This window comes from Neoroseomonas soli, assembly GCF_018129065.1.
Taxonomy (GTDB): Bacteria; Pseudomonadota; Alphaproteobacteria; order Acetobacterales; family Acetobacteraceae; genus Neoroseomonas; species Neoroseomonas soli.
Genome location: NZ_JAAEDM010000028.1, coordinates 1 through 18030 on the forward strand (window position 1 = coordinate 1; position 18030 = coordinate 18030).

15 protein-coding genes and 1 tRNA gene are annotated in these 18030 nt (G+C 71.6%); 11 read left to right on the forward strand and 5 right to left on the reverse strand.

Annotated features, from left to right (window positions below; all coding sequences use genetic code 11):
- Window positions 1–153: 153 nt before the first annotated feature.
- From GXW76_RS11980 to GXW76_RS11990, 3 genes are all read left to right on the forward strand, one after another.
- Window positions 154–1122: a D-2-hydroxyacid dehydrogenase gene (locus GXW76_RS11980; protein ID WP_211862258.1), complete on the forward strand. Its 969-nt coding sequence runs from the start codon at window positions 154–156 to the stop codon at window positions 1120–1122.
- Window positions 1123–1135: 13 nt separating this feature from the next.
- Window positions 1136–2524: a M20 family metallopeptidase gene (locus tag GXW76_RS11985; protein ID WP_211862259.1), complete on the forward strand. Its 1389-nt coding sequence runs from the start codon at window positions 1136–1138 to the stop codon at window positions 2522–2524.
- 117 nt (window positions 2525–2641) lie between these two features.
- Window positions 2642–3283, forward strand: coding sequence for an EF-hand domain-containing protein (locus GXW76_RS11990; RefSeq protein WP_211862260.1), 642 nt, complete (start codon window positions 2642–2644; stop codon window positions 3281–3283).
- Between the two features lie 99 nt (window positions 3284–3382).
- Here the strand turns inward: GXW76_RS11990 and GXW76_RS11995 are convergent.
- A tRNA-Val gene (locus GXW76_RS11995) sits at window positions 3383–3457 on the reverse strand.
- 89 nt (window positions 3458–3546) lie between these two features.
- On the opposite strand from GXW76_RS11995, the gene GXW76_RS12000 reads away from it, so the two are divergent.
- On the forward strand, window positions 3547–4323 hold the full coding sequence (locus tag GXW76_RS12000; RefSeq protein ID WP_211862261.1) for a DUF3108 domain-containing protein: 777 nt from the start codon (window positions 3547–3549) through the stop codon (window positions 4321–4323).
- Here the strand turns inward: GXW76_RS12000 and gph are convergent.
- Complete coding sequence (gph, locus tag GXW76_RS12005) at window positions 4312–4959, reverse strand: phosphoglycolate phosphatase (RefSeq protein WP_211862262.1); 648 nt, start codon at window positions 4957–4959, stop codon at window positions 4312–4314. The genes GXW76_RS12000 and gph overlap by 12 nt on opposite strands.
- A gap of 238 nt (window positions 4960–5197) precedes the next feature.
- On the opposite strand from gph, the gene glmU reads away from it, so the two are divergent.
- The 4 genes from glmU (at window position 5198) to GXW76_RS12025 (ending at window position 10785) form a co-directional block, all read left to right on the forward strand.
- Window positions 5198–6505: a bifunctional UDP-N-acetylglucosamine diphosphorylase/glucosamine-1-phosphate N-acetyltransferase GlmU gene (gene glmU, locus GXW76_RS12010; RefSeq protein WP_211862263.1), complete on the forward strand. Its 1308-nt coding sequence runs from the start codon at window positions 5198–5200 to the stop codon at window positions 6503–6505.
- Window positions 6506–6509: 4 nt separating this feature from the next.
- On the forward strand, window positions 6510–8333 hold the full coding sequence (gene glmS / locus GXW76_RS12015) for a glutamine--fructose-6-phosphate transaminase (isomerizing) (RefSeq protein WP_211862264.1): 1824 nt from the start codon (window positions 6510–6512) through the stop codon (window positions 8331–8333).
- Window positions 8334–8398: 65 nt separating this feature from the next.
- Window positions 8399–9598, forward strand: a complete 1200-nt coding sequence (locus tag GXW76_RS12020; RefSeq protein WP_211862265.1) for an amidase family protein — start codon at window positions 8399–8401, stop codon at window positions 9596–9598.
- Between the two features lie 218 nt (window positions 9599–9816).
- The gene (locus GXW76_RS12025) at window positions 9817–10785 is read left to right on the forward strand and encodes a Bug family tripartite tricarboxylate transporter substrate binding protein (RefSeq protein WP_211862266.1); all 969 of its coding nucleotides are present in this window, start codon (window positions 9817–9819) and stop codon (window positions 10783–10785) included.
- Between the two features lie 119 nt (window positions 10786–10904).
- Here the strand turns inward: GXW76_RS12025 and GXW76_RS12030 are convergent, their stop codons facing one another.
- Window positions 10905–11693 (reverse strand): cyclase family protein, encoded by a 789-nt coding sequence (locus tag GXW76_RS12030; protein ID WP_211862267.1) that lies wholly within the window; start codon window positions 11691–11693, stop codon window positions 10905–10907.
- Window positions 11694–11699: 6 nt separating this feature from the next.
- Window positions 11700–12998, reverse strand: coding sequence for a fumarylacetoacetase (fahA, locus tag GXW76_RS12035; RefSeq protein ID WP_211862268.1), 1299 nt, complete (start codon window positions 12996–12998; stop codon window positions 11700–11702).
- Window positions 12999–13120: 122 nt separating this feature from the next.
- Between fahA and GXW76_RS12040 the strand changes: the two genes are divergently transcribed.
- Window positions 13121–14599, forward strand: a complete 1479-nt coding sequence (locus tag GXW76_RS12040) for an NAD-dependent succinate-semialdehyde dehydrogenase (protein ID WP_211862269.1) — start codon at window positions 13121–13123, stop codon at window positions 14597–14599.
- A gap of 143 nt (window positions 14600–14742) precedes the next feature.
- Here GXW76_RS12040 and GXW76_RS12045 read toward each other — a convergent pair whose 3' ends face one another.
- Complete coding sequence (locus GXW76_RS12045) at window positions 14743–15525, reverse strand: tetratricopeptide repeat protein (protein ID WP_211862270.1); 783 nt, start codon at window positions 15523–15525, stop codon at window positions 14743–14745.
- Between the two features lie 199 nt (window positions 15526–15724).
- Here GXW76_RS12045 and GXW76_RS12050 point away from each other — a divergent pair, with 199 nt between their 5' ends.
- Entirely contained in the window at window positions 15725–16534 is an 810-nt protein-coding gene (locus GXW76_RS12050; protein ID WP_246514155.1) for a class I SAM-dependent methyltransferase, read from the forward strand.
- Between the two features lie 99 nt (window positions 16535–16633).
- A complete protein-coding gene (gorA, locus tag GXW76_RS12055) occupies window positions 16634–18010 on the forward strand; it encodes a glutathione-disulfide reductase (RefSeq protein WP_211862271.1) in 1377 nt (458 codons plus the stop codon).
- Window positions 18011–18030 lie beyond the last annotated feature (20 nt).

Here is an 18030-nt window from a genome sequence, read left to right on the forward strand (position 1 = left end):
GGTTCCGCCGCGGCGCCGGCGGCGGCCGTCCGCACGCGCTGATCCGCGCCGTCCAGGGGCGGAACCCTCCCGGCACCGCCCAGCCCCTTGCGCCCGCGCCGCCGCGCGGCCAGGGTCGCGACCCATCTGGACACCCCGGGGAGAGTGCCGCCCATGCTGCCGCCGCGCGAAACGCTGACCATCTGCTTCGCCCATGTCGCCTACCGTTTCGGAGACCGCTTCGCGCTGCGGAACACGGGCATGAAATTCATCGAGGCGCGCGACCGTGCGGCGCTGGACGCCGCGGTGGGCCAGGCCGATGTGCTGGTCTGCTCGGGCATGTGGCGCAACGACCTGCCGCAGATCGCGCCGAAGCTGCGCTTCGTGCAGTCCGCCTCGGCCGGCACCGACCAGTATGACCGCGAGGTGCTGAAGAAGGCCGGCATCCGGCTCGCCAGCGGCCAGGGCATCAATGCCAATGCGGTGTCCGAGCACGCCATCGCGCTGATGCTCGCCCTGCTGCGCCGCATCCCCGAGGCGCGCGACAACCAGGCCAGGCACATCTGGCGCGGCATGATGGGCGACTTCAGCAAGCGCGAGGACGAGGCCGGCGGCAAGACCGCGGTGGTCGTGGGCCTCGGCCGCATCGGCGGGCGCATCGCGCGGCTGTGCAAGGCGCTCGGCATGAAGGTGGTGGGCGTGCGGCGCGATGTCGCCGGCGGCGCCGAGGGCGCGGACGAGGTGCATTCCTTCCGCGACCTCAAGGGCCTGCTGCCGCGCGCCGACTTCCTCATCCTTGCCTGCCCGCTGACCGACGAGACGCGCGGCCTCATCGACGCGGAGGCCATCGGCCTGCTGAAGCCGACGGCGCAGATCATCAACGTCGCCCGTGGGCGCGTGGTGGACGAGCCGGCGCTGGTCGCCGCGCTGGCCGCGCAGAAGATCAAGGGCGCGGCCCTCGACGTGACGGCGGAGGAGCCGCTGCCCGGCGACAGCCCGCTCTGGGACATGCCGCATGTGCTCATCACCCCGCATACCGGCGGCGAGACGCACATGTACGAGGACAACGTCCTCGACTTCATGCTGGAGAACATCGCCCGCCTGCAGCGCGGCGAGACCGCCCTCGTGAACCAGATCGTCTGAGGAGGCCCGGACCATGGCCACCCGCGAAGGCGCGCTCGCCCGCGCCGTGTCCTTTTTCGATGATGGCGGCTTCAAGTCGCTGCTGTCGGACCTCGTCGCCATCCCCTCCACCGCGCAGGAGGAAGGGCGCGAGGAGGACCTGCAGGACTACCTGCACGGCGCCATCCAGCCCTGGCTGGAGCGCCTCGGCTTCACCGTCGCCCTCAACCCGAACCCGGTGGAGGGCTTCGGCCCGATCCTCACCGGCATCCGCATCGAGGATCCGTCGCGGCCGACCGTGCTGCTCTACGGGCATGGCGACACGGTGCGCGGGCTCGAGGACCAGTGGCGTGAGGGCCTGGAGCCCTGGAAGCTGATCGAGGAAGGGGACCGCTGGTACGGCCGCGGCACCGCCGACAACAAGGGTCAGCACGCGCTCAACATCGCCGCGCTCGAAGCCGTGCTGAAGGAGCGCGACGGCAAGCTCGGCTTCAACGTGAAGATCGTGCTGGAAATGGCCGAGGAGCGCGGTTCGCGCGGCCTGCGCGAATTCGTCGCGGCGCATGCGAAGGATCTCGCCGCGGACGTGCTGATCGCCTCCGACGGCCCCCGCGTCGAGCCCGGCATCCCGACCATCGCCACCGGCACGCGCGGCACCTTCCACTTCGACCTGGTGCTGAAGTTGCGCCCGGGCGGGGTGCATTCCGGCCACTGGGGCGGGCTGACGCGCGACCCGGCGATCCTGCTCGCGCATGCGCTCACCACCATGATGGACCGCAACGGCAAGGTGCTGGTGCGCGGCATCCTGCCGCCGAACCTGTCGAATTCCGTCCGCGCGGTGCTGGACGGCTGCCCGGTCGGCGGCGGCGACGGCGCGGCGACCATCGACGAGGGCTGGGGCGAGCCCGGCCTGACCTCCGCCGAGAAGATCTACGGCTGGAACAGCCTGATCGTGCTGGCGATGATCTCCGGCCGGCCCGAGAACCCGGTCAACGCGGTGGCGCCGGATGCCCGCGCCCATTGCCAGATCCGCTACACGGTGGACAGCGACCCCGCGACCTTCGCCAAGGCCATCCGCGACCACCTGGACGCCAACGGCTTCAGCGAGGTCGCGGTGGAGAATGCGGGGCTTCGCATGCCGGCCTCCCGCACCGATCCGGACCACCCCTGGGTCCGATGGGCGCAGGCGAGCATGGGGAAGTCGCTCGGCAAGAAGGTGCAGATCATTCCGAACTCTTCCGGCGGCCTGCCGGGCGACGTCTTCGTGGACCACCTGCATGTGCCGCTGGTCTGGGTCCCGCACTCCTACAACGGCTGCAAGCAGCACGGGCCGGACGAGCACCTGCTGATCGCGCCGGCGCGGGAAGGCATCCTCGCCTTCGCCGGAATGTGGTGGGACCTGGGCGAGACAGGGACGCCCTGACCACATTCGGGTTACGCTTCCTCACCCCTTCGCCGTCCGGGGGCAACGTGCGCGTTACAGAAGGCGCGCATGTTTGCCCTCAGCGGCGAAGGGCCGCCTGACGAAAGGACTCAGAGGATGCGCAAGACGACGATCGCGGTTCTGGCGGTGGCGATGGCGGCAGGGGGCATGGGCCTCGCGTTGGCGCAGCCCGCCCCGGGCGGCCCTGGCGGCTCTGCCCCGATGGGCCCCGGCATGATGCGCGGCGATGGCGGCCACGGCTACCACCACCACGGCCGCCGCGGGGGCGGGGGCTTTGCCGCCGGGGAGGCCTTCGCCCGGGCCGACGCCAACAATGACGGCCGCGTCACGCGGGAGGAGGGCATCGCTTGGGTCCAGGTCCGCTTCAACGAGATGGACGCCAACCGCGACGGCGCCGTCACCATCGAGGAGGTCCGCGCCTACTTCGAGGCGCAGCGTCCTGCCGGCCGCCGCGGACCGCCCGAGGGTGCGCGCGAAGGGATGATGCAGGAGCGCGGCGGGGCGATGTTCCGCTTCGTCGATGCCAATGGCGACGGGCGGGTGACCTTCGACGAGCTTCGCCCGATGGCCGAGGCTGCCTTCCGTGCCCTCGACCGCAATTCCGACGGCGCGCTGACCCGTGACGAGGTGCGCCGCCGCGGGCCGGAAGGCCGTCGCGGCCCGCCGATGGCTGCGCCCGCACCGGCCCAGCCCGGCACGCCTGCCCAGCCGGGCGCGCCCGCGCAGCCCTCGCGCTGACGCCTGACGGACGCCGCCGCCTTCGGGTGGCGGCGTCTTCGCATGCGCGCAGTGCCGCAATGCGTGACCTGATTTTCGGAGAAAGGGGGAGAGCCCCGGTGGTGGGCGCGACAGGGATTGAACCTGTGACCCTTCGCGTGTGAAGCGAATGCTCTCCCGCTGAGCTACGCGCCCTACCGGGGAGCGCGGACATAGTGGGGGGCGGGCAGGGGTGTCAAGCCATGCCCTTGCCGGGCCCACCCCGCCATCACTATTTCCCTTGAATGACGCGGCGTGCCCTCCTCGCCGTCCTGGCCTCACTCGCCTTGCCGGCGGGGCCCGCATGCGCGAATCCGGTGCAGGCGGAGTATGCGCTCAGCCAGTCCGGGATCCCGGTCATGGATGTCAGCGTCGTCATCGACCTCTCGGCCGACCGCTACCGGCTCTCGAGCGTCGCGCGCTCGCGCGGGATCGGCCGGCTTTTCCTGCCGCGGGAACAGGCGACGGAGGCTGAGGGCGGCCTCGTCGGGCGCGAGGTGCTGCCCCTCCGCTACCGGACGGAAGGCGAATGGCGCGGCAGCCTTCGTCGGACCGTGCTCGAATATCTTGGCCGCACGCCGCGCCTGGCGGCTTTGGAGCCGCCGGAGGGGCCGGACCGCATTCCCGTGCGCCCGGAGGAGGCCGAGGGCACCATCGACGTGCTGTCGGCGCTGTTGCGGCTGTCCCGCGATGCCGCGGCAACCGGGCGCTGCGACCTGACGGGCGCGGTCTATGACGGGCGGCGGCGACTCGAATGGTCGTCGCGCACCATCGGGATCGGGGCACCGCCGGTGCGGGGCTTCACCGGCGAGGCGCTGCGCTGCGCGCTGGAGAGCCGCCTGGTGGCCGGCTTCCGGCGGAGCGACGACCCCGCGCGAGCCGGCCAGCCGCGGCGGGCCGAGGCCTGGCTTGCCGTGCTCGGTACCGGGCGGCCGCCGCTGCCGCTGCGGGTCGAATTCCCGTCGACGATCCTCGGCGCCTTCCGGATGGACCTTGTGCGGGTCGGGCCGTCAGCCCCGTAGCGTGGCGACCAGGCCCGGCAGGTCCGCGGGGTGGGAGGCGACCGGCCGCCCGGCGGCCATCTCCTGCGGACCATAGCCCCAGGCGACGAAAATGCAGGGCACGCCGCAGCCGGCGGCCGCCTGGATGTCGTTGCGGTGGTCGCCGATCATCACGGCCTTCCCGGCTTCGCCGCCCGCCGCGGCCAGCGTCGCCAGCAGGTGCTGCGGGTCGGGCTTGCGGACGGGGAAGCTGTCTCCCCCGCCGATCGCCGCGAAGCGCCCGTCCAGGCCGAGCGAGGCGAGCAGCCCGCGGGCCGCCGCCTCCGGCTTGTTGGTGCAGACGGCGAGGCGCCATCCGTCCGCTTCGATGGCGGCGAGGGCCTCGGCGATGCCGGGGAAGGCGACCGTCAGCCTGGCCGAGCGGATGTCCTCGTCGGCGACGAACTCGTCGTGGCAGTCGGCATCGAAGTCCCGGCCGCGGCCGGTGAGTGCCCGTTCCACGAGCACCTTCGTTCCGTCGCCGATCATCGCCTTCACCTCCTGCAACGCGTAGGGGGCGAGGTCGCGGGCGACGAGTGCCCGGTTCAGCGCGGCGTGGATGTCCGGCGCGCTGTCCACCAGCGTGCCGTCGAGGTCGAAAACCGCAATCCTGCTCATGCCCTCCCGGGTAGGACGGGCGGGCCGCGCGGGCAAGGCTCAGCTGCGTCCAAGGGAAGCCGGGGCGCCGTTCCTGGGTGGTCACGGGCCGCGCGACCGCGGAAGGGCGGTGCCGCGGCGGTCCCAGCCCGCCGCCCGAGCCGGATTCGCACGCCGGCCACGCGGCGACACATGCCGCAAAGCATGTTGACAACCGGCGCGCTGGACGCGGCGCGGCCAGGCGCGTTACCGGAGGCGCATGAACCCAGCCGCCATCATTCTCGCCGCCGGCCTCGGCACCCGCATGCGGTCCCCGCGCCCCAAGGTCATGCATCCGCTCGCCGGCCGGCCGATGATCCGTCACCTGCTCGCGGCCGCCGAGGCGCGCTTCGGCCGCATCGCGGTGGTCGTCGGGCCCGACATGCCGGAACTGGAGGCCGCCGTCGCGCCGCACGACATCGCGGTGCAGCGGGAGCGCCTCGGGACCGGGCATGCGGCGCTGCAGGCGGGCTCACTGCTCGGCGGGCATCCGGGCGACGTGGCGGTGCTCTACGGCGACAACCCGTTGGTGTCGGAGGCGACGCTCGGCCGGCTGCTGGCCGCCCGCGCGCAGGCCGACCTGGTGCTGCTTGCCATGCGCCCCGCCGATCCGGGCCACTACGGCCGCGTCATCACCGCGCCCGATGGCGGGGTGGAGCGGGTGGTGGAATGGGCCGACGCGAACGAGGCGGAGCGTGCCGTCGGCCTGTGCAACGCGGGCGTGGTCTGCGCGCCCTCGGCGGACCTGTTCCGCTGGCTCGCCGCCGTGCGGAACGACAATGCGAAGGGCGAGTACTACCTGACCGACGTGGTCGCGCTGGCGCGGGCTGAGGGCAGGCGCGTGGCCTTCGTGGAGGCGCCCGAGGCGGAGCTGCGCGGCATCAACAGCAAGGCCGAGCTCGCCACCGCGGAGGCGGAAGTGCAGGCGGCCTTGCGCGCGGCCGCCATGGCCGGCGGCACCACCATGCAGGCGCCGGAGACGGTCTTCCTCTCCTTCGACACCCGGCTCGGCGCCGACGTGGTGCTGGAACCGCATGTCGTGTTCGGCCCCGGCGTGACGGTGGAGGAGAGCGCGACCATCCGCGCCTTCAGCCACCTCGAAGGCTGCACCGTGAAGCGCGAGGCCATCATCGGCCCCTATGCGCGGCTGCGTCCGGGCACCGTGGTCGAGCCGCGGGCCCATGTCGGCAACTTCGTCGAACTCAAGGCGGTGACGCTGGGGGAAGGGGCGAAGGCCAACCACCTCGCCTATCTCGGCGATGCCAGCATCGGCGCGGGCGCGAACATCGGCGCCGGCACCATCACCTGCAACTATGACGGCGTGCACAAGCACCGCACCGAGATCGGCGCGGGCGCCTTCATCGGCAGCGATACCGCGCTGGTGGCGCCGGTGAAGGTCGGCGCGCGGGCGCTGGTGGGCGCCGGCAGCGTGATCACGGCGAACGTGCCGGACGATGCGCTGGCGATCGCGCGCGGCCGGCAGACGGTCTTCGAGGGCCGCGGCTTCAAGGGCAAGAAGGGGAAGTAGTGGCATGTGCGGAATCGTGGGAGTGGTCGGGCGCGAGGCGGCCGCGCCGCGCATCCTCGAGGCGCTGCGTCGCCTCGAATACCGCGGCTACGACAGCGCGGGCATCGCCACGCTGGTGAATGGCCACATCGACCGGCGGCGGGCGGAGGGGAAGCTGTCGAACCTCGCCACCGTGCTGGAGGCGCAACCGCTGCCCGGCACGACCGGCATCGGCCACACGCGCTGGGCGACGCATGGCGCGCCGACCGAGCGCAACGCCCACCCGCACGGCACGCCGCGCGTCTCCGTGGTGCATAACGGCATCATCGAGAACCACGCCGACCTGCGTGCGGAACTGGAAGCGAAGGGCCAGGTCTTCGAGACGGAGACCGACACCGAGACCTTCGCCCGCCTGGTGGACCAGAACCTCGCCGAGGGCATGGCGCCCGAGCAGGCCGCTGCCGCCGCGCTGAAGCGCGCGCACGGCGCCTATGCGCTCGCGATGATCTTCACCGGCCATCCGCGCACGCTGATCTGCGCCCGGCAGGGCGCGCCGCTTGCGGTGGGTTACGGGGAAGGGGAGATGTTCGTAGGTTCCGATGCGCTCGCCCTGGCGCCGTTGACGCGCCGCATCGCCTATCTCGAGGAAGGCGACTGGGCGGTGGTGGACGATGCCGGCGCGCGCTTCTTCGACGTCGAGGACCGGCCGGTCGAACGCGAGATCCGCCTGACCTCCGTCTCCGGCGCCGCGACGGGGAAGGGGAACTATCGCCACTACATGGAGAAGGAACTGCACGAGCACCCGGTGGTGCTGGGCGATACGCTGACGCAGTACCTCGACCCCATGACGCGGAGCGTGACGCTGCCGCCGCTGCCCTTCGACCCGGCCAAGGTGCCGCGGATGACCATTACCGCCTGTGGCAGCGCCTTCCTGGCGGGCCTGGTGGGCCGCTACTGGATCGAGCAGCTCGCGCGCATCCCGGTCGATGCCGACGTGGCGAGCGAGTTCCGCTATCGCGAGCCGCCGCTGCCCGAGGGCGGCGCCGCGCTGCTGGTCAGCCAGTCCGGCGAGACGGCGGATACCATGGCCGCCCTGCGCCTGCTGCAGGAGCATCGCCAGAAGGTGCTCGCCGTGGTGAACGTGCCCGAGAGCAGCATGGCGCGCGAGGCCGATGGCGCCGTGCTGACGGTGGCGGGGCCGGAGATCGGCGTTGCATCCACCAAGGCCTTCACCGCGCAGCTCGCGGTGCTGGCCTGCCTCGCCATCGGGTTCGGGCGGGCGCGCGGGACGCTGTCCGCGGAGCAGGAGGCGGAACTGACCGCATCCCTGCTCGAAGTGCCGGCCCATGCGGCGTCGGTGCTGGAGCGTGACGCGGAGATCCGCGCCATGGCGGCGGAGGTGGCCAAGGCGCGGGACGTGCTGTTCCTCGGCCGCGGCACGTTGTTCCCGATCGCGATGGAAGGCGCGCTGAAGCTCAAGGAGATCAGCTACATCCACGCGGAGGGCTATGCCGCCGGCGAGATGAAGCACGGCCCGATCGCGCTGATCGATTCCGCGGTGCCGGTGATCTCGCTCTGCCCCTCGGGCCCGATGTTCGAGAAGTCGGCGTCGAACCTGCAGGAAGCCGCGGCGCGCGGCGGGCGCATCATGGCCTTCACCGACGACCTCGGTGCGGAGCGGCTGAAATCCTTCGCCGAGCGCGTGGTGGTGCTGCCGCGGGTCGGTGCCTTCTCGGCGCCCATCCTGCACGCCATTCCCGTGCAACTGCTCGCGTACCACGTCGCGGTGCTGAAGGGCACCGACGTCGACCAGCCGCGCAACCTGGCGAAGAGCGTGACGGTCGAATAGCGTGGATTGACAGCGCAGCATCGCTCCGGGAGGCTCAGCGCGAACTGCGCCTGCCGGAGAGACGCGTGACCTTCCTGCCTGTCGTGCCGCTGCGCGAAGACGCGCCGCGGCACCGTATTGCTTACGATCCCACGCGGCCGCTGCTGCGGTCCTTCTCGGCGGCACGCGCCGGCTTTTCAGCCGGCAGTTCCTCGCCGCGCGAATTCCTCGAATCCCGCATCGCGACGCTGATCGAGCAGGAGCCCGCCATTGCGGCCTTCGTCGCGTACGACCTCGATGCCGCGCGCCGCGCCGCCGATGCGGCGAGCGCGCGCTGGCGGGCGGGGCAGCCGCTCTCGCCGGTCGATGGAATGCCCGTGGTGGTCAAGGACATGATCGAGACCGCCGATCTGCCGACGCAGATGAACAACCCGATCTATGCAGGCTGGCACGCGCGGCGCGACGCCGCTTCGGTGCTGGCGCTGCGTGATGCGGGCGCCGTCGTGCTCGGCAAGACCGTGACGACGGAATTCGCCTGCGGCAATTCCGGACCGACACGGAACCCGTACGACACCAGCCGGACGCCGGGTGGATCGTCCAGCGGCTCGGCGGCGGCGGTCGGCGCCGGGATGGCGAGCCTCGGCCTCGGAACCCAGACCCATGCGTCGACCATCAGGCCGGCGGGCTATTGCGGGACCTATGCGCTGAAGCCGAGCTTCGGCGCGCTGCATGTGGGTGGGCTCGCGCAGCTCGCGCCGACGCTGGATCATCTCGGCATCATCGGCGCGAGCCTCGAGGATGTCTGGGCCGGCGCCATGGCGATCGCGCGGCGCGCGGGCGGCACGCCGCCGCATCCCGGCCTGGCGGGGCCGGAGGAAGCGCCATCGCCGGCGGCGCCGCGCGTGCTCGTGCGCCTCGGGACGCTCGGCTGGATGGAGACGCCGGATACCTCGCGCACGGCTTTCGAGGAGGCGGTCTCCCGCATCTCGGTCGCCGGCGTGCGCATCCTCGACGCCGACAACGATGCCGAGGTCGCTGCGCTGGAAGCACTGCTCGCCGATATCGGCGACTGGGCGACGGACCTGCTGGCCTGGGAATCGCGCTGGCCGCTCGCCGCCTATCGCGCGCAGGGCGCGGCCATGGTCGGGGCGCGCATCCACGACCTGCTCGCACGCGCCGCGGAGATGGACGCGGCACGCTATGCCGCCGCGCTGGCTGCGCGCGAAAGGCTGCGCGCGGCGGTCGCGTGTTTCGCCTCGCGCGCCGATGGCTTTCTGCTGCTCTGATCGAGCGGGCCTGCGATCAGCGACCATTCCTTTACCGGCTCCCGCAACTATGCCTTGCCCTGGACCATGGTGGGCGGGCCGGCCTTCGCCCTGCCGCTACTGGTGGACCAGGATCTGCCGCTCGGCGTGCAGCTAGCCGGATTTGCGGGGCGCGATGCCCATGCCTGCGCCGTGGCGGGCTGGGTTCGTGACACCGTACTGACTCGTGAGGAAAACCTATGTTGAACCGTCGCCATCTGATCGCCCTGACGCCCGCGCTGCTTGCCGCGCCGGCTCTGCGTGCCCAGCCGGCTTTCCCGAACCGCCCCATCCGCCTTCTGGTCGGCTTTGCGCCGGGCGGCACGACCGACGTCGCGGCGCGGCTGCTCGCGCCGCGCATGCAGGCGGCGCTCGGGCAGTCGGTGGTCATCGAGAACCGCCCCGGGGCCGGGAGCAACATCGCGACCGAGGCGGTGGTCCGCTCGCCGGCCGACGGGCACACGCTGCTGCTCGGGACGATCGGCGGCCTTGCGGTGAATCCGACGCTCTACGGCAGCCTGCCCTACGACCCGCAGACAGACCTCACGGCCATCAGCCGCGTTGCGATGATCCTCAACGTGCTGGCGGTGCCTGCCGATCGGCCCTGGCGGAGCGTGGCCGAGGTGGTCACTGCGTCGCGCGCCGACGCCCTGACCTTCGGCACTTCCGGCGTCGGCGGCGCGGGTCACCTGGCCGGTGAACAGCTCAACGCCATGGCCCGCCTGCAGAACACCCATGTGCCGTATCGTGGCGGCGGCGCGCTGATCTCGGACTTCATCACCGGGAAGGTCGACATGGCCTTCACGCCCTATTCGGGCGTGCGGCCGCATGCCGAGGCAGGGCGCGTCCGGTTGCTCGGCGTGACCACCGCGGCGCGGAGCCGCTTGGCGCCCGACGTGCCGAGCATCGCCGAGACGCCGGGCCTCGCCGGGTTCGACATGGCTGACTGGTCCACGCTCATGGCCCCGCGCGGCGTGCCCGCGCCCGTGGTCGAGGTGCTGAACCGCGCCGTGACGGCGGCTCTGGCCGAGGCCCAGGTCGTGCAGGCCCTCGCGGAGCGCGGCATCGAGGCGACGCCGTCCACCCCTGCGGAATGCGCGGCCTTCATCCGCAGCGAGACGGAAAAGTGGGCGCCGGTCGTGCGTGCTTCCGGCGCCACGCCGAACTGACGGGCACCGCCGGAGCGGTTGCCGTTCGCATCGGCGCACGGCAACCGCTCTGCGCTCGTGTTCTCGCGAGCATCTTCACCCGATCCGGTGATGCCACCTGATCGGGATCTGCTCTCGCGCTACTCCTCGAAGATCGCGACCGCCCGCGTCCAGCCCGCAGACCCCCGGTGAACCTTGACGGGGAAGCAGGCGATCATGAAGCCGATCGCGGGCAGCGCCTCGAGGTTGTTCAGCTTTTCCATGTGGCAATAGCCGATCTCGCGCCCGGCGCGGTGGCCTTCCCAGATCAGGCCGACATCGCCGGTCTCGGCGACCTTCTTCTTCGTGTGCGAGAAGGGCGCGTCCCAGGACCAGCCATCCGTGCCGGTGACGCGCACGCCCTGCTCGAGCAGCCAAAGTGTGGCCGCCTTGCCGACGCCGCAGCCGGTGTGGATGTAGTCGTCCTGGCCGTAGCGGCTGCCCGCGCGCGTGTTCACCACCACGATCTCGAGCGGCTTCAGCGTGTGCCCGATGCGCGCGAGTTCCTTCTGCACGTCCTCCGGCGTCGCGACGTAGCCATCCGGCAGGTGGCGGAAGTCGAGTTTCACGCCGGGCTGGAAGCACCAGTCGAGCGGCACCTCGTCGATCCGCCAGGCGGGTTCGCCGCCCGGCACCGTGCGCTCGTTCATGCGGGAGAAGAAGTGGTAGGGCGCATCGAGGTGTGTGCCGTTGTGCGTGCTGATTCGCACGCGCTCGACGGCCGCGTATTCGCCTTCCGGCAGCTGGTCCACGCCGATGCCGAATTCCTTCGCCATGGCAGGCGCGCTCATGTGGTGATCGACATAATCGATCTCCGGCAGCATGTGCGGCGGGTCGCTCGCGATCCCGGCCTTCAGGGGGGAGGAGATGTCGACGATCCGGCGGGGCATTCCGGGCTACTCCTGCGGCCAGCCGGGGGCGGGGGCGATGACGGCGCGGCATTCGCCGAAGCCGATGGGCACGGCACCGGGGGCCTCGGCGCGGGCGCGGAAGACGATCTCGTCGCCATCCTGCAGCCAGCGGCGCGTCTCGCCGGTTGGCAGGGTGACCGGGCCGGTCAGGCCGATCTCGGCGAGGCAGGCGCGGGCCGTGTCCTCGGGGCCTGAGACGGTGCCGCTGCCGAGCAGGTCGCCCGGCAGCAGGTTGCAGCCGTTCGAGGCGTGGTGCGTCACCATCGCCGCCGCCGTCCAGTACATCCGTGCGAACTGTGCCTCCGTGAGCACGAAGGGCGCGGCGCCTTCCGCGCGCATGCGCGGCGTGAGGATCGCCGCCGTCATGCGGATGGCGAGCGCGCCGTTGCTGCGGTTCCAGGCACTGTCGAGATAGGGCAGAGCGGGCGGGTCCTGCACCGGCGCTGCGACCTCGAAGGGCGCCAGGGCCTCGGCCGTCACGATCCATGGGGAGACGCTGGTGGACAGGCTCTTGGCCAGGAAGGGGCCAAGGGGCGGCATCTCCCAACGCTGCACGTCGCGCGCGGACCAGTCGTTCAGCAGGCCGTAGCCGAAGATGCGGTCAGGCGCGCGGGACATCGGCACAGGCGTGCCGAGGGCATTCTCGCCGGCGATCCAGATCGCGAGTTCCAGTTCGTAGTCCAGCGCCTCGGTCGGGCCGAAGCGCATGGCGCCGTCCTGCGCCTGCCATTGGCCGTTCGGGCGCGCGACCGGCTCGCCGCTCACGCGCACCGAGGATGCGCGCGAGTGATAGGCGACCGGCAATTGCCGGAAGGCCTGCGGCAGCGGGTTCTTCGGGTCCCGCCGCACGCCGAGCCGCGCGCAGTGATCGTAGCTGGCCATGAAGTCCGAGAAGTTCGCCACCTTCGCCGGCAGCCGCATGCGGGCCCTGTCCATCGGCACCAGGATGCTCTCGGCGTGCGAGGCGGCCGAGGCGCCGGCGGCGAGCATCGCCGAGACCTGGCGCCGCAGCGCCGCCGAGGCGGGCCGGCCCATTGCCATCAGTCGGTTCAGTGTGGGCCCGATCGCCGCTTCCGCCGCATCGCCGGCGATCAGCCGCGCGTCCTTCGCGGCCCGCAGGTCGAGAACCGCCTCGCCGATGGCGATGCCGCCGCGCGGCGCTTCGCCCGGCCGGTCGAAGATGCCGATGGGCAGGTTCTGGATCGGGAAATCCGTCGTGACTTCGTTCGCCGAGGCGAACCAGCTCCTGAGCGCGGGATCGTGAGTCGCGTCGCGCGCGGCCATATGTCGCTTCCTTCTGGAGTTCGCGCGGATCATGCCGGGGTTGCCGCCTTGCGCAAGGGCGCCCCGCTGACACGGGGCGGGGCGAGGCCTATGTTCCCCGGCACCCAGGAGGAGAGGCCGCCATGCTCGACGTCACCGCGAAAATTCCGCTGAAGGACCCGGACCTGTTCCGCCAGGCCAATTACATCGCCGGCCAGTGGGTGCAAGCCGAGAGCGGCAAGACCATCGCCGTGCGCAACCCGGCGACCGGCGAAGTGATCGGCAACGTGCCCGCGATGGGCCAGGCCGAGACGCGCCGCGCCATCGAGGCCGCCAACGCCGCCTGGCCCGCTTGGCGCGCGATGCTTGCCAAGGACCGCGCCGTCGTCCTGCACAGGCTCGCCGCGCTGATGCACGAGAACGCGGACGACCTCGCCGCGATCATGACGGCCGAGCAGGGCAAGCCGCTCGCGGAGGCCAAGGGCGAGGTGGTCTATTCCGCCTCCTTCATCGAGTGGTTCGCCGACGAAGGCCGCCGTGTCTACGGCGAAACCATCCCGCAGAACGCCAAGGGCCGCCGCATCATCGTGACGAAGGAGCCGATCGGCGTCTTCGCGGCGATCACGCCGTGGAACTTCCCGAGCGCGATGATCACCCGCAAGGCCGGCCCGGGCTGGGCCGCGGGCTGCACGGGCGTGATCCGCCCGGCGTCCCAGACGCCGTTCTCCGCGCTGGCGATCGCCGTGCTCGCCGAACGCGCAGGCATGCCGACCGGCGTGTGCAACGTCATCACCGGGCCGTCGGGCGAGACGGGCAAGGAACTCACCGCCAACCCGATCATCCGCAAGCTGTCCTTCACGGGGTCCACGGAAGTCGGCCGCGTGCTGCTCGCGCAATGCGCCGCGACCATCAAGAAGACCTCGATGGAACTCGGCGGCAATGCGCCCTTCATCGTGTTCGACGATGCGGATCTGGACCAGGCGGTGCTGGGCGCCATGGCGTCGAAGTATCGCAACACCGGGCAGACCTGCGTCTGCGCCAACCGCATCCTGGTGCAGGACGGCGTGTATGACGCATTCGCCGCCAAGCTGAAGGCGGCGGTGGAAGGGCTGAAGGTGGGGCCGGGCATGGAGCCGGGCGTGACCCAGGGCCCGCTGATCAACGCCGATGCGGTGACGAAGGTGGAGGAGCACATCGCCGACGCGCTCGCGAAGGGCGCGACGGTCGTGACGGGCGGAAAGCGACACGCCCGCGGCGGCAACTTCTTCGAGCCGACCGTGCTCGCCAACGTGCCGCGCGCGGCGAAGATCTTCGGCGAGGAGACCTTCGGCCCGGTCGCGCCGCTCTTCCGCTTCAAGACGGAAGAGGAGGCGATCAGGCTGGCGAACGACACCGAGTTCGGCCTCGCGGCCTATTTCTATGCCCGTGACGTCGGCCGGATCTTCCGCGTGGCCGAGGGCCTCGAATACGGCATCGTCGGCATCAACGAGGGCATCATCTCGACCGCCGAGGTGCCCTTCGGTGGCTTCAAGCAGTCCGGCCTCGGCCGCGAGGGCAGCCACATGGGCATCGAGGAATACCTCGAGGTGAAGTACCTGGCCCTCGGCGGCATCGGGGCGTAAGGGCCGCGCACTTCCTCGAAAACTGCCCCCCGGGCCGGCGCTTCAACGTCGGCCCGGTGACGGTCACCGAGGAGCGGATCATCGCCTTCGCCCGCCGCTACGACCGCCAGCCACGGCACACCGCCCTGCGGCAGGCTGACGCCTCAGACCGGGAGGGCGGAGGCGATCTCGGCCGCGATGGCACGCAGTTCCGGTTCGGGCCGTGACGACAGGCGTTCGACCATTCCACGCCGGAAGGCCACATGCGCGCCGCGCGCGGCCTGGCGGAACCAGTGCGTGGCATCCTCGATCCGGCCATCGGCCGCCAGCAATGCCGCCAGATTGAACTGGCCGCGAAAATCGCCGCCCTCGGCGGACAGGGCGTAGAGGCGCGACGCCGCCCGCGGGTTGGCGGGGCCTTCCCAGCCTTCCTCGAGGAAGCGCGCGACCATGTTGAGCGACTTTGCATGCCCCTGCGCGGCGGCCAGGCGATACCAGCGCAGCGCCTCCGCCCGATCCAGTTCCACGCCGGCGCCGCGGAAATACAGGTTGCCGAGATTGTACTGCCCCCAGTCCAGCGCGGCCTCGGCCGCCTTGCGGAACCATTCGGCCGCCCTGCCGGCATCCGCGGGCACGCCCCAGCCGAGTTCGTAACAGCGGCCGAGCATGTTCATTCCCTCGGCCTCGCCGGCTTCCGCCGCTGCCCGGAACCACTCCGCCGCCGCCTTGCGGTCCTGCGGCACGCCCCCAAGCCCGTCGAGCAGGATCTGTCCCCAGAACACCATCGCGCGCGCAATTCCGTACTTGGCCGCCGCCTCGACCCACGGGGCGGCTTCCTCCGGCGGGGCGGCGAAGATCGCGGCCAGGGCATCCGGGCCGGCCCCACGAAACTCGTCGAAGGAGACGCGGCGGCGGGGCGGGGCGGAGGGGCGCGGGCGACGGAACATGGGCCCGCGATACTGCGAATGAGAGCGAGTCGCAAATAACCACGTTGGAAGCCGGCCCGCGGCACCCCATATCGCCCGCCTGACAGCGTGGGGCATCGAGCGCAGGGCCGCCCATGATCTTGACCGCTTCGTCATCGGCGGCGGCCGACGACTGACGCAATGATTTCAGGCGTGCACCGCGCAACGGAAGGACGGACCCTTGGCAACTCCTGACGCCGTCTTCGCGGGTTCGGTGCCGGCCAACTACGACCGGTACATGGGGCCGCTGTTCTTCGAGCCCTTCGCGCGGGATGTCGCCAGGCGCCTGTCCGATCTCCGCGCCGGCGCCCTGCTGGAGACGGCGGCCGGCACCGGGATCGTCACCGCGGCCCTGGCGGCGGCACTGCCGCAGGCGGTGACGATCACGGCGACGGACCTCAACCAGCCGATGCTCGACCATGCGATGGCGAAGCCCGGCATGGAGCGGGTCAGCTTCCGCCAGGCCGACGCCCAGGGGCTGCCCTATGCCGACGCCTCCTTCGACGCCGTCGTCTGCCAGTTCGGTGCGATGTTCTTTCCTGACCGCGTCGCCGCCTATCGCGAGGCGCGGCGGGTGCTGCGGCCCGCCGGACGCTTCCTCTTCAGCATCTGGGACAGCGTTGCGCACGCACCGGTGGCGCGTCTCGCGCTCGACGCCCTGTCGCGCCGCTTCCGCCGAGCGGACGCCTGGTTCCTGGAGCGGACCCCGCACGGCCACTTCGACCCCGAGGTCATCCGGCGCGACCTGCGCGCGGCGGGCTGGGAGGCGGTCCGGGTCGAGACGGTGACCGGGATCGGCCGCGCCGCCTCAGCGCGCAGCGCCGCCATCGCGCTCTGCCAGGGGACGCCGATGCGTGCCGAGATCGAGGCATTCGGCCCGGACGCGCTGTCGATCGCGACCGATGCCGCGGCGGCGGAGATTGCCGCGCAGTTCGGTGACGGCCCGTTCGAGGCGCCGAGCCGGGCGCTTGTCATGGAAGCGACGCGGTGAACCGATGCCCGGCCGGGCGTTGGCGTTGCGTTGCCGCCTTCGCCGTTTCCCACTAACTCCAGCGCGTGATGCGCGGGGCCGTTCCCCGGGGGTACACCGATGCAGTACGACTTCGACCTCTTCGTCATCGGCGGCGGTTCGGCGGGCGTGCGCTGCGGCCGCATCGCCGCGGGTCACGGCGCGCGGGTCGCGGTGGCGGAGGAGCGCTTCTGGGGCGGCACCTGCGTCAATGTCGGCTGCGTGCCCAAGAAGATCATGGTCAATGCGGCAGAATACGGCGCCTGGGCGACGGATGCCGCGGCCTTCGGCTGGGAGATCGCGACCGCCGGCCATGACTGGGCGAAGCTCGCCGCCGCGCGGGACGGCGAGGTGGCGCGCCTTTCCGGCATCTACGACCGGCTGTTGGCCGGCGCGGGCGTCACGACCTTCGAAGCGCGCGCGACCTTCGTCGATGCGCATACGCTCGATGTCGGCGGCAAGCGCGTGACGGCGGAGCGCATCGTCATCGCCGTGGGGGGCACGCCGGCGCGGCTGCCCATCCCGGGCGCGGAACTCGGCCTGGTGTCCGATGACCTCTTCACACTCAAGGCCCTGCCGAAGCGCTCGGTCGTGATCGGCGGCGGCTACATCGCGGTGGAATTCGCCTCCATCCTGCGTGGGCTGGGGGCGGAGGTGGACCTGCTCTACCGCGCGCCCCTGCCGCTGCGCGGCTTCGACGAGGACATCCGCGCCGCGGCCGCCGAGGCGCTGGCGGCGCAGGGCATCCGCCTCAATCCGGACGTGACGCCGACGCGCATCGCGCAGGTCGGCGAGGGAGGGATGGTCACGCTCTCGAACGGCTCCACTACGGAGGCCGACGCCGTGTTCTTCTGCACCGGCCGCGTGCCGAACACGGCGGGGCTGGGGCTCGACCGGGCCGGGATCGCGGCGAATGCGGGCGGCGCCATCAAGGTGGATGCGGAGCACCGCACCTCGGTCCCGCACATCTATGCGATCGGGGATGTGCTCGACCGGGTGAACCTCACGCCCATGGCGACCGCGGTCGGCCATGCGCTGGCGGACACGCTGTTCGGCAACAACCCGCGCGAGGCGTCCTACGAGAACGTGCCGACCGCGGTCTTCATGACGCCGCCGATCGGCACCGTCGGCCTGACGGAGGCCGAGGCCGCCGCGCGCGGCCCGGTCGATGTCTACGTCACCCGCTTCACGCCGATGCGCCACACCATCAGCAAGCGGGACGGGCGCAAGACGCTGATGAAGCTGGTGGTCTGCCAGCGGACGCAGAAAGTGCTCGGCGCCCACATGCTGGGCGAGGATTCGGCCGAGATCATGCAGGGCATCGGCATTGCCGTGGCGATGGGCGCGACCAAGCAGGACTTCGACCGCACCATCGGGATCCACCCGACCGCGGCGGAGGAATTCGTCACGCTGCGCACCCGCACGCGCGTGGCCGGGGTGCAGGAGGCCGCCGAGTAACGGCGGCCGGTCCGGCGTCA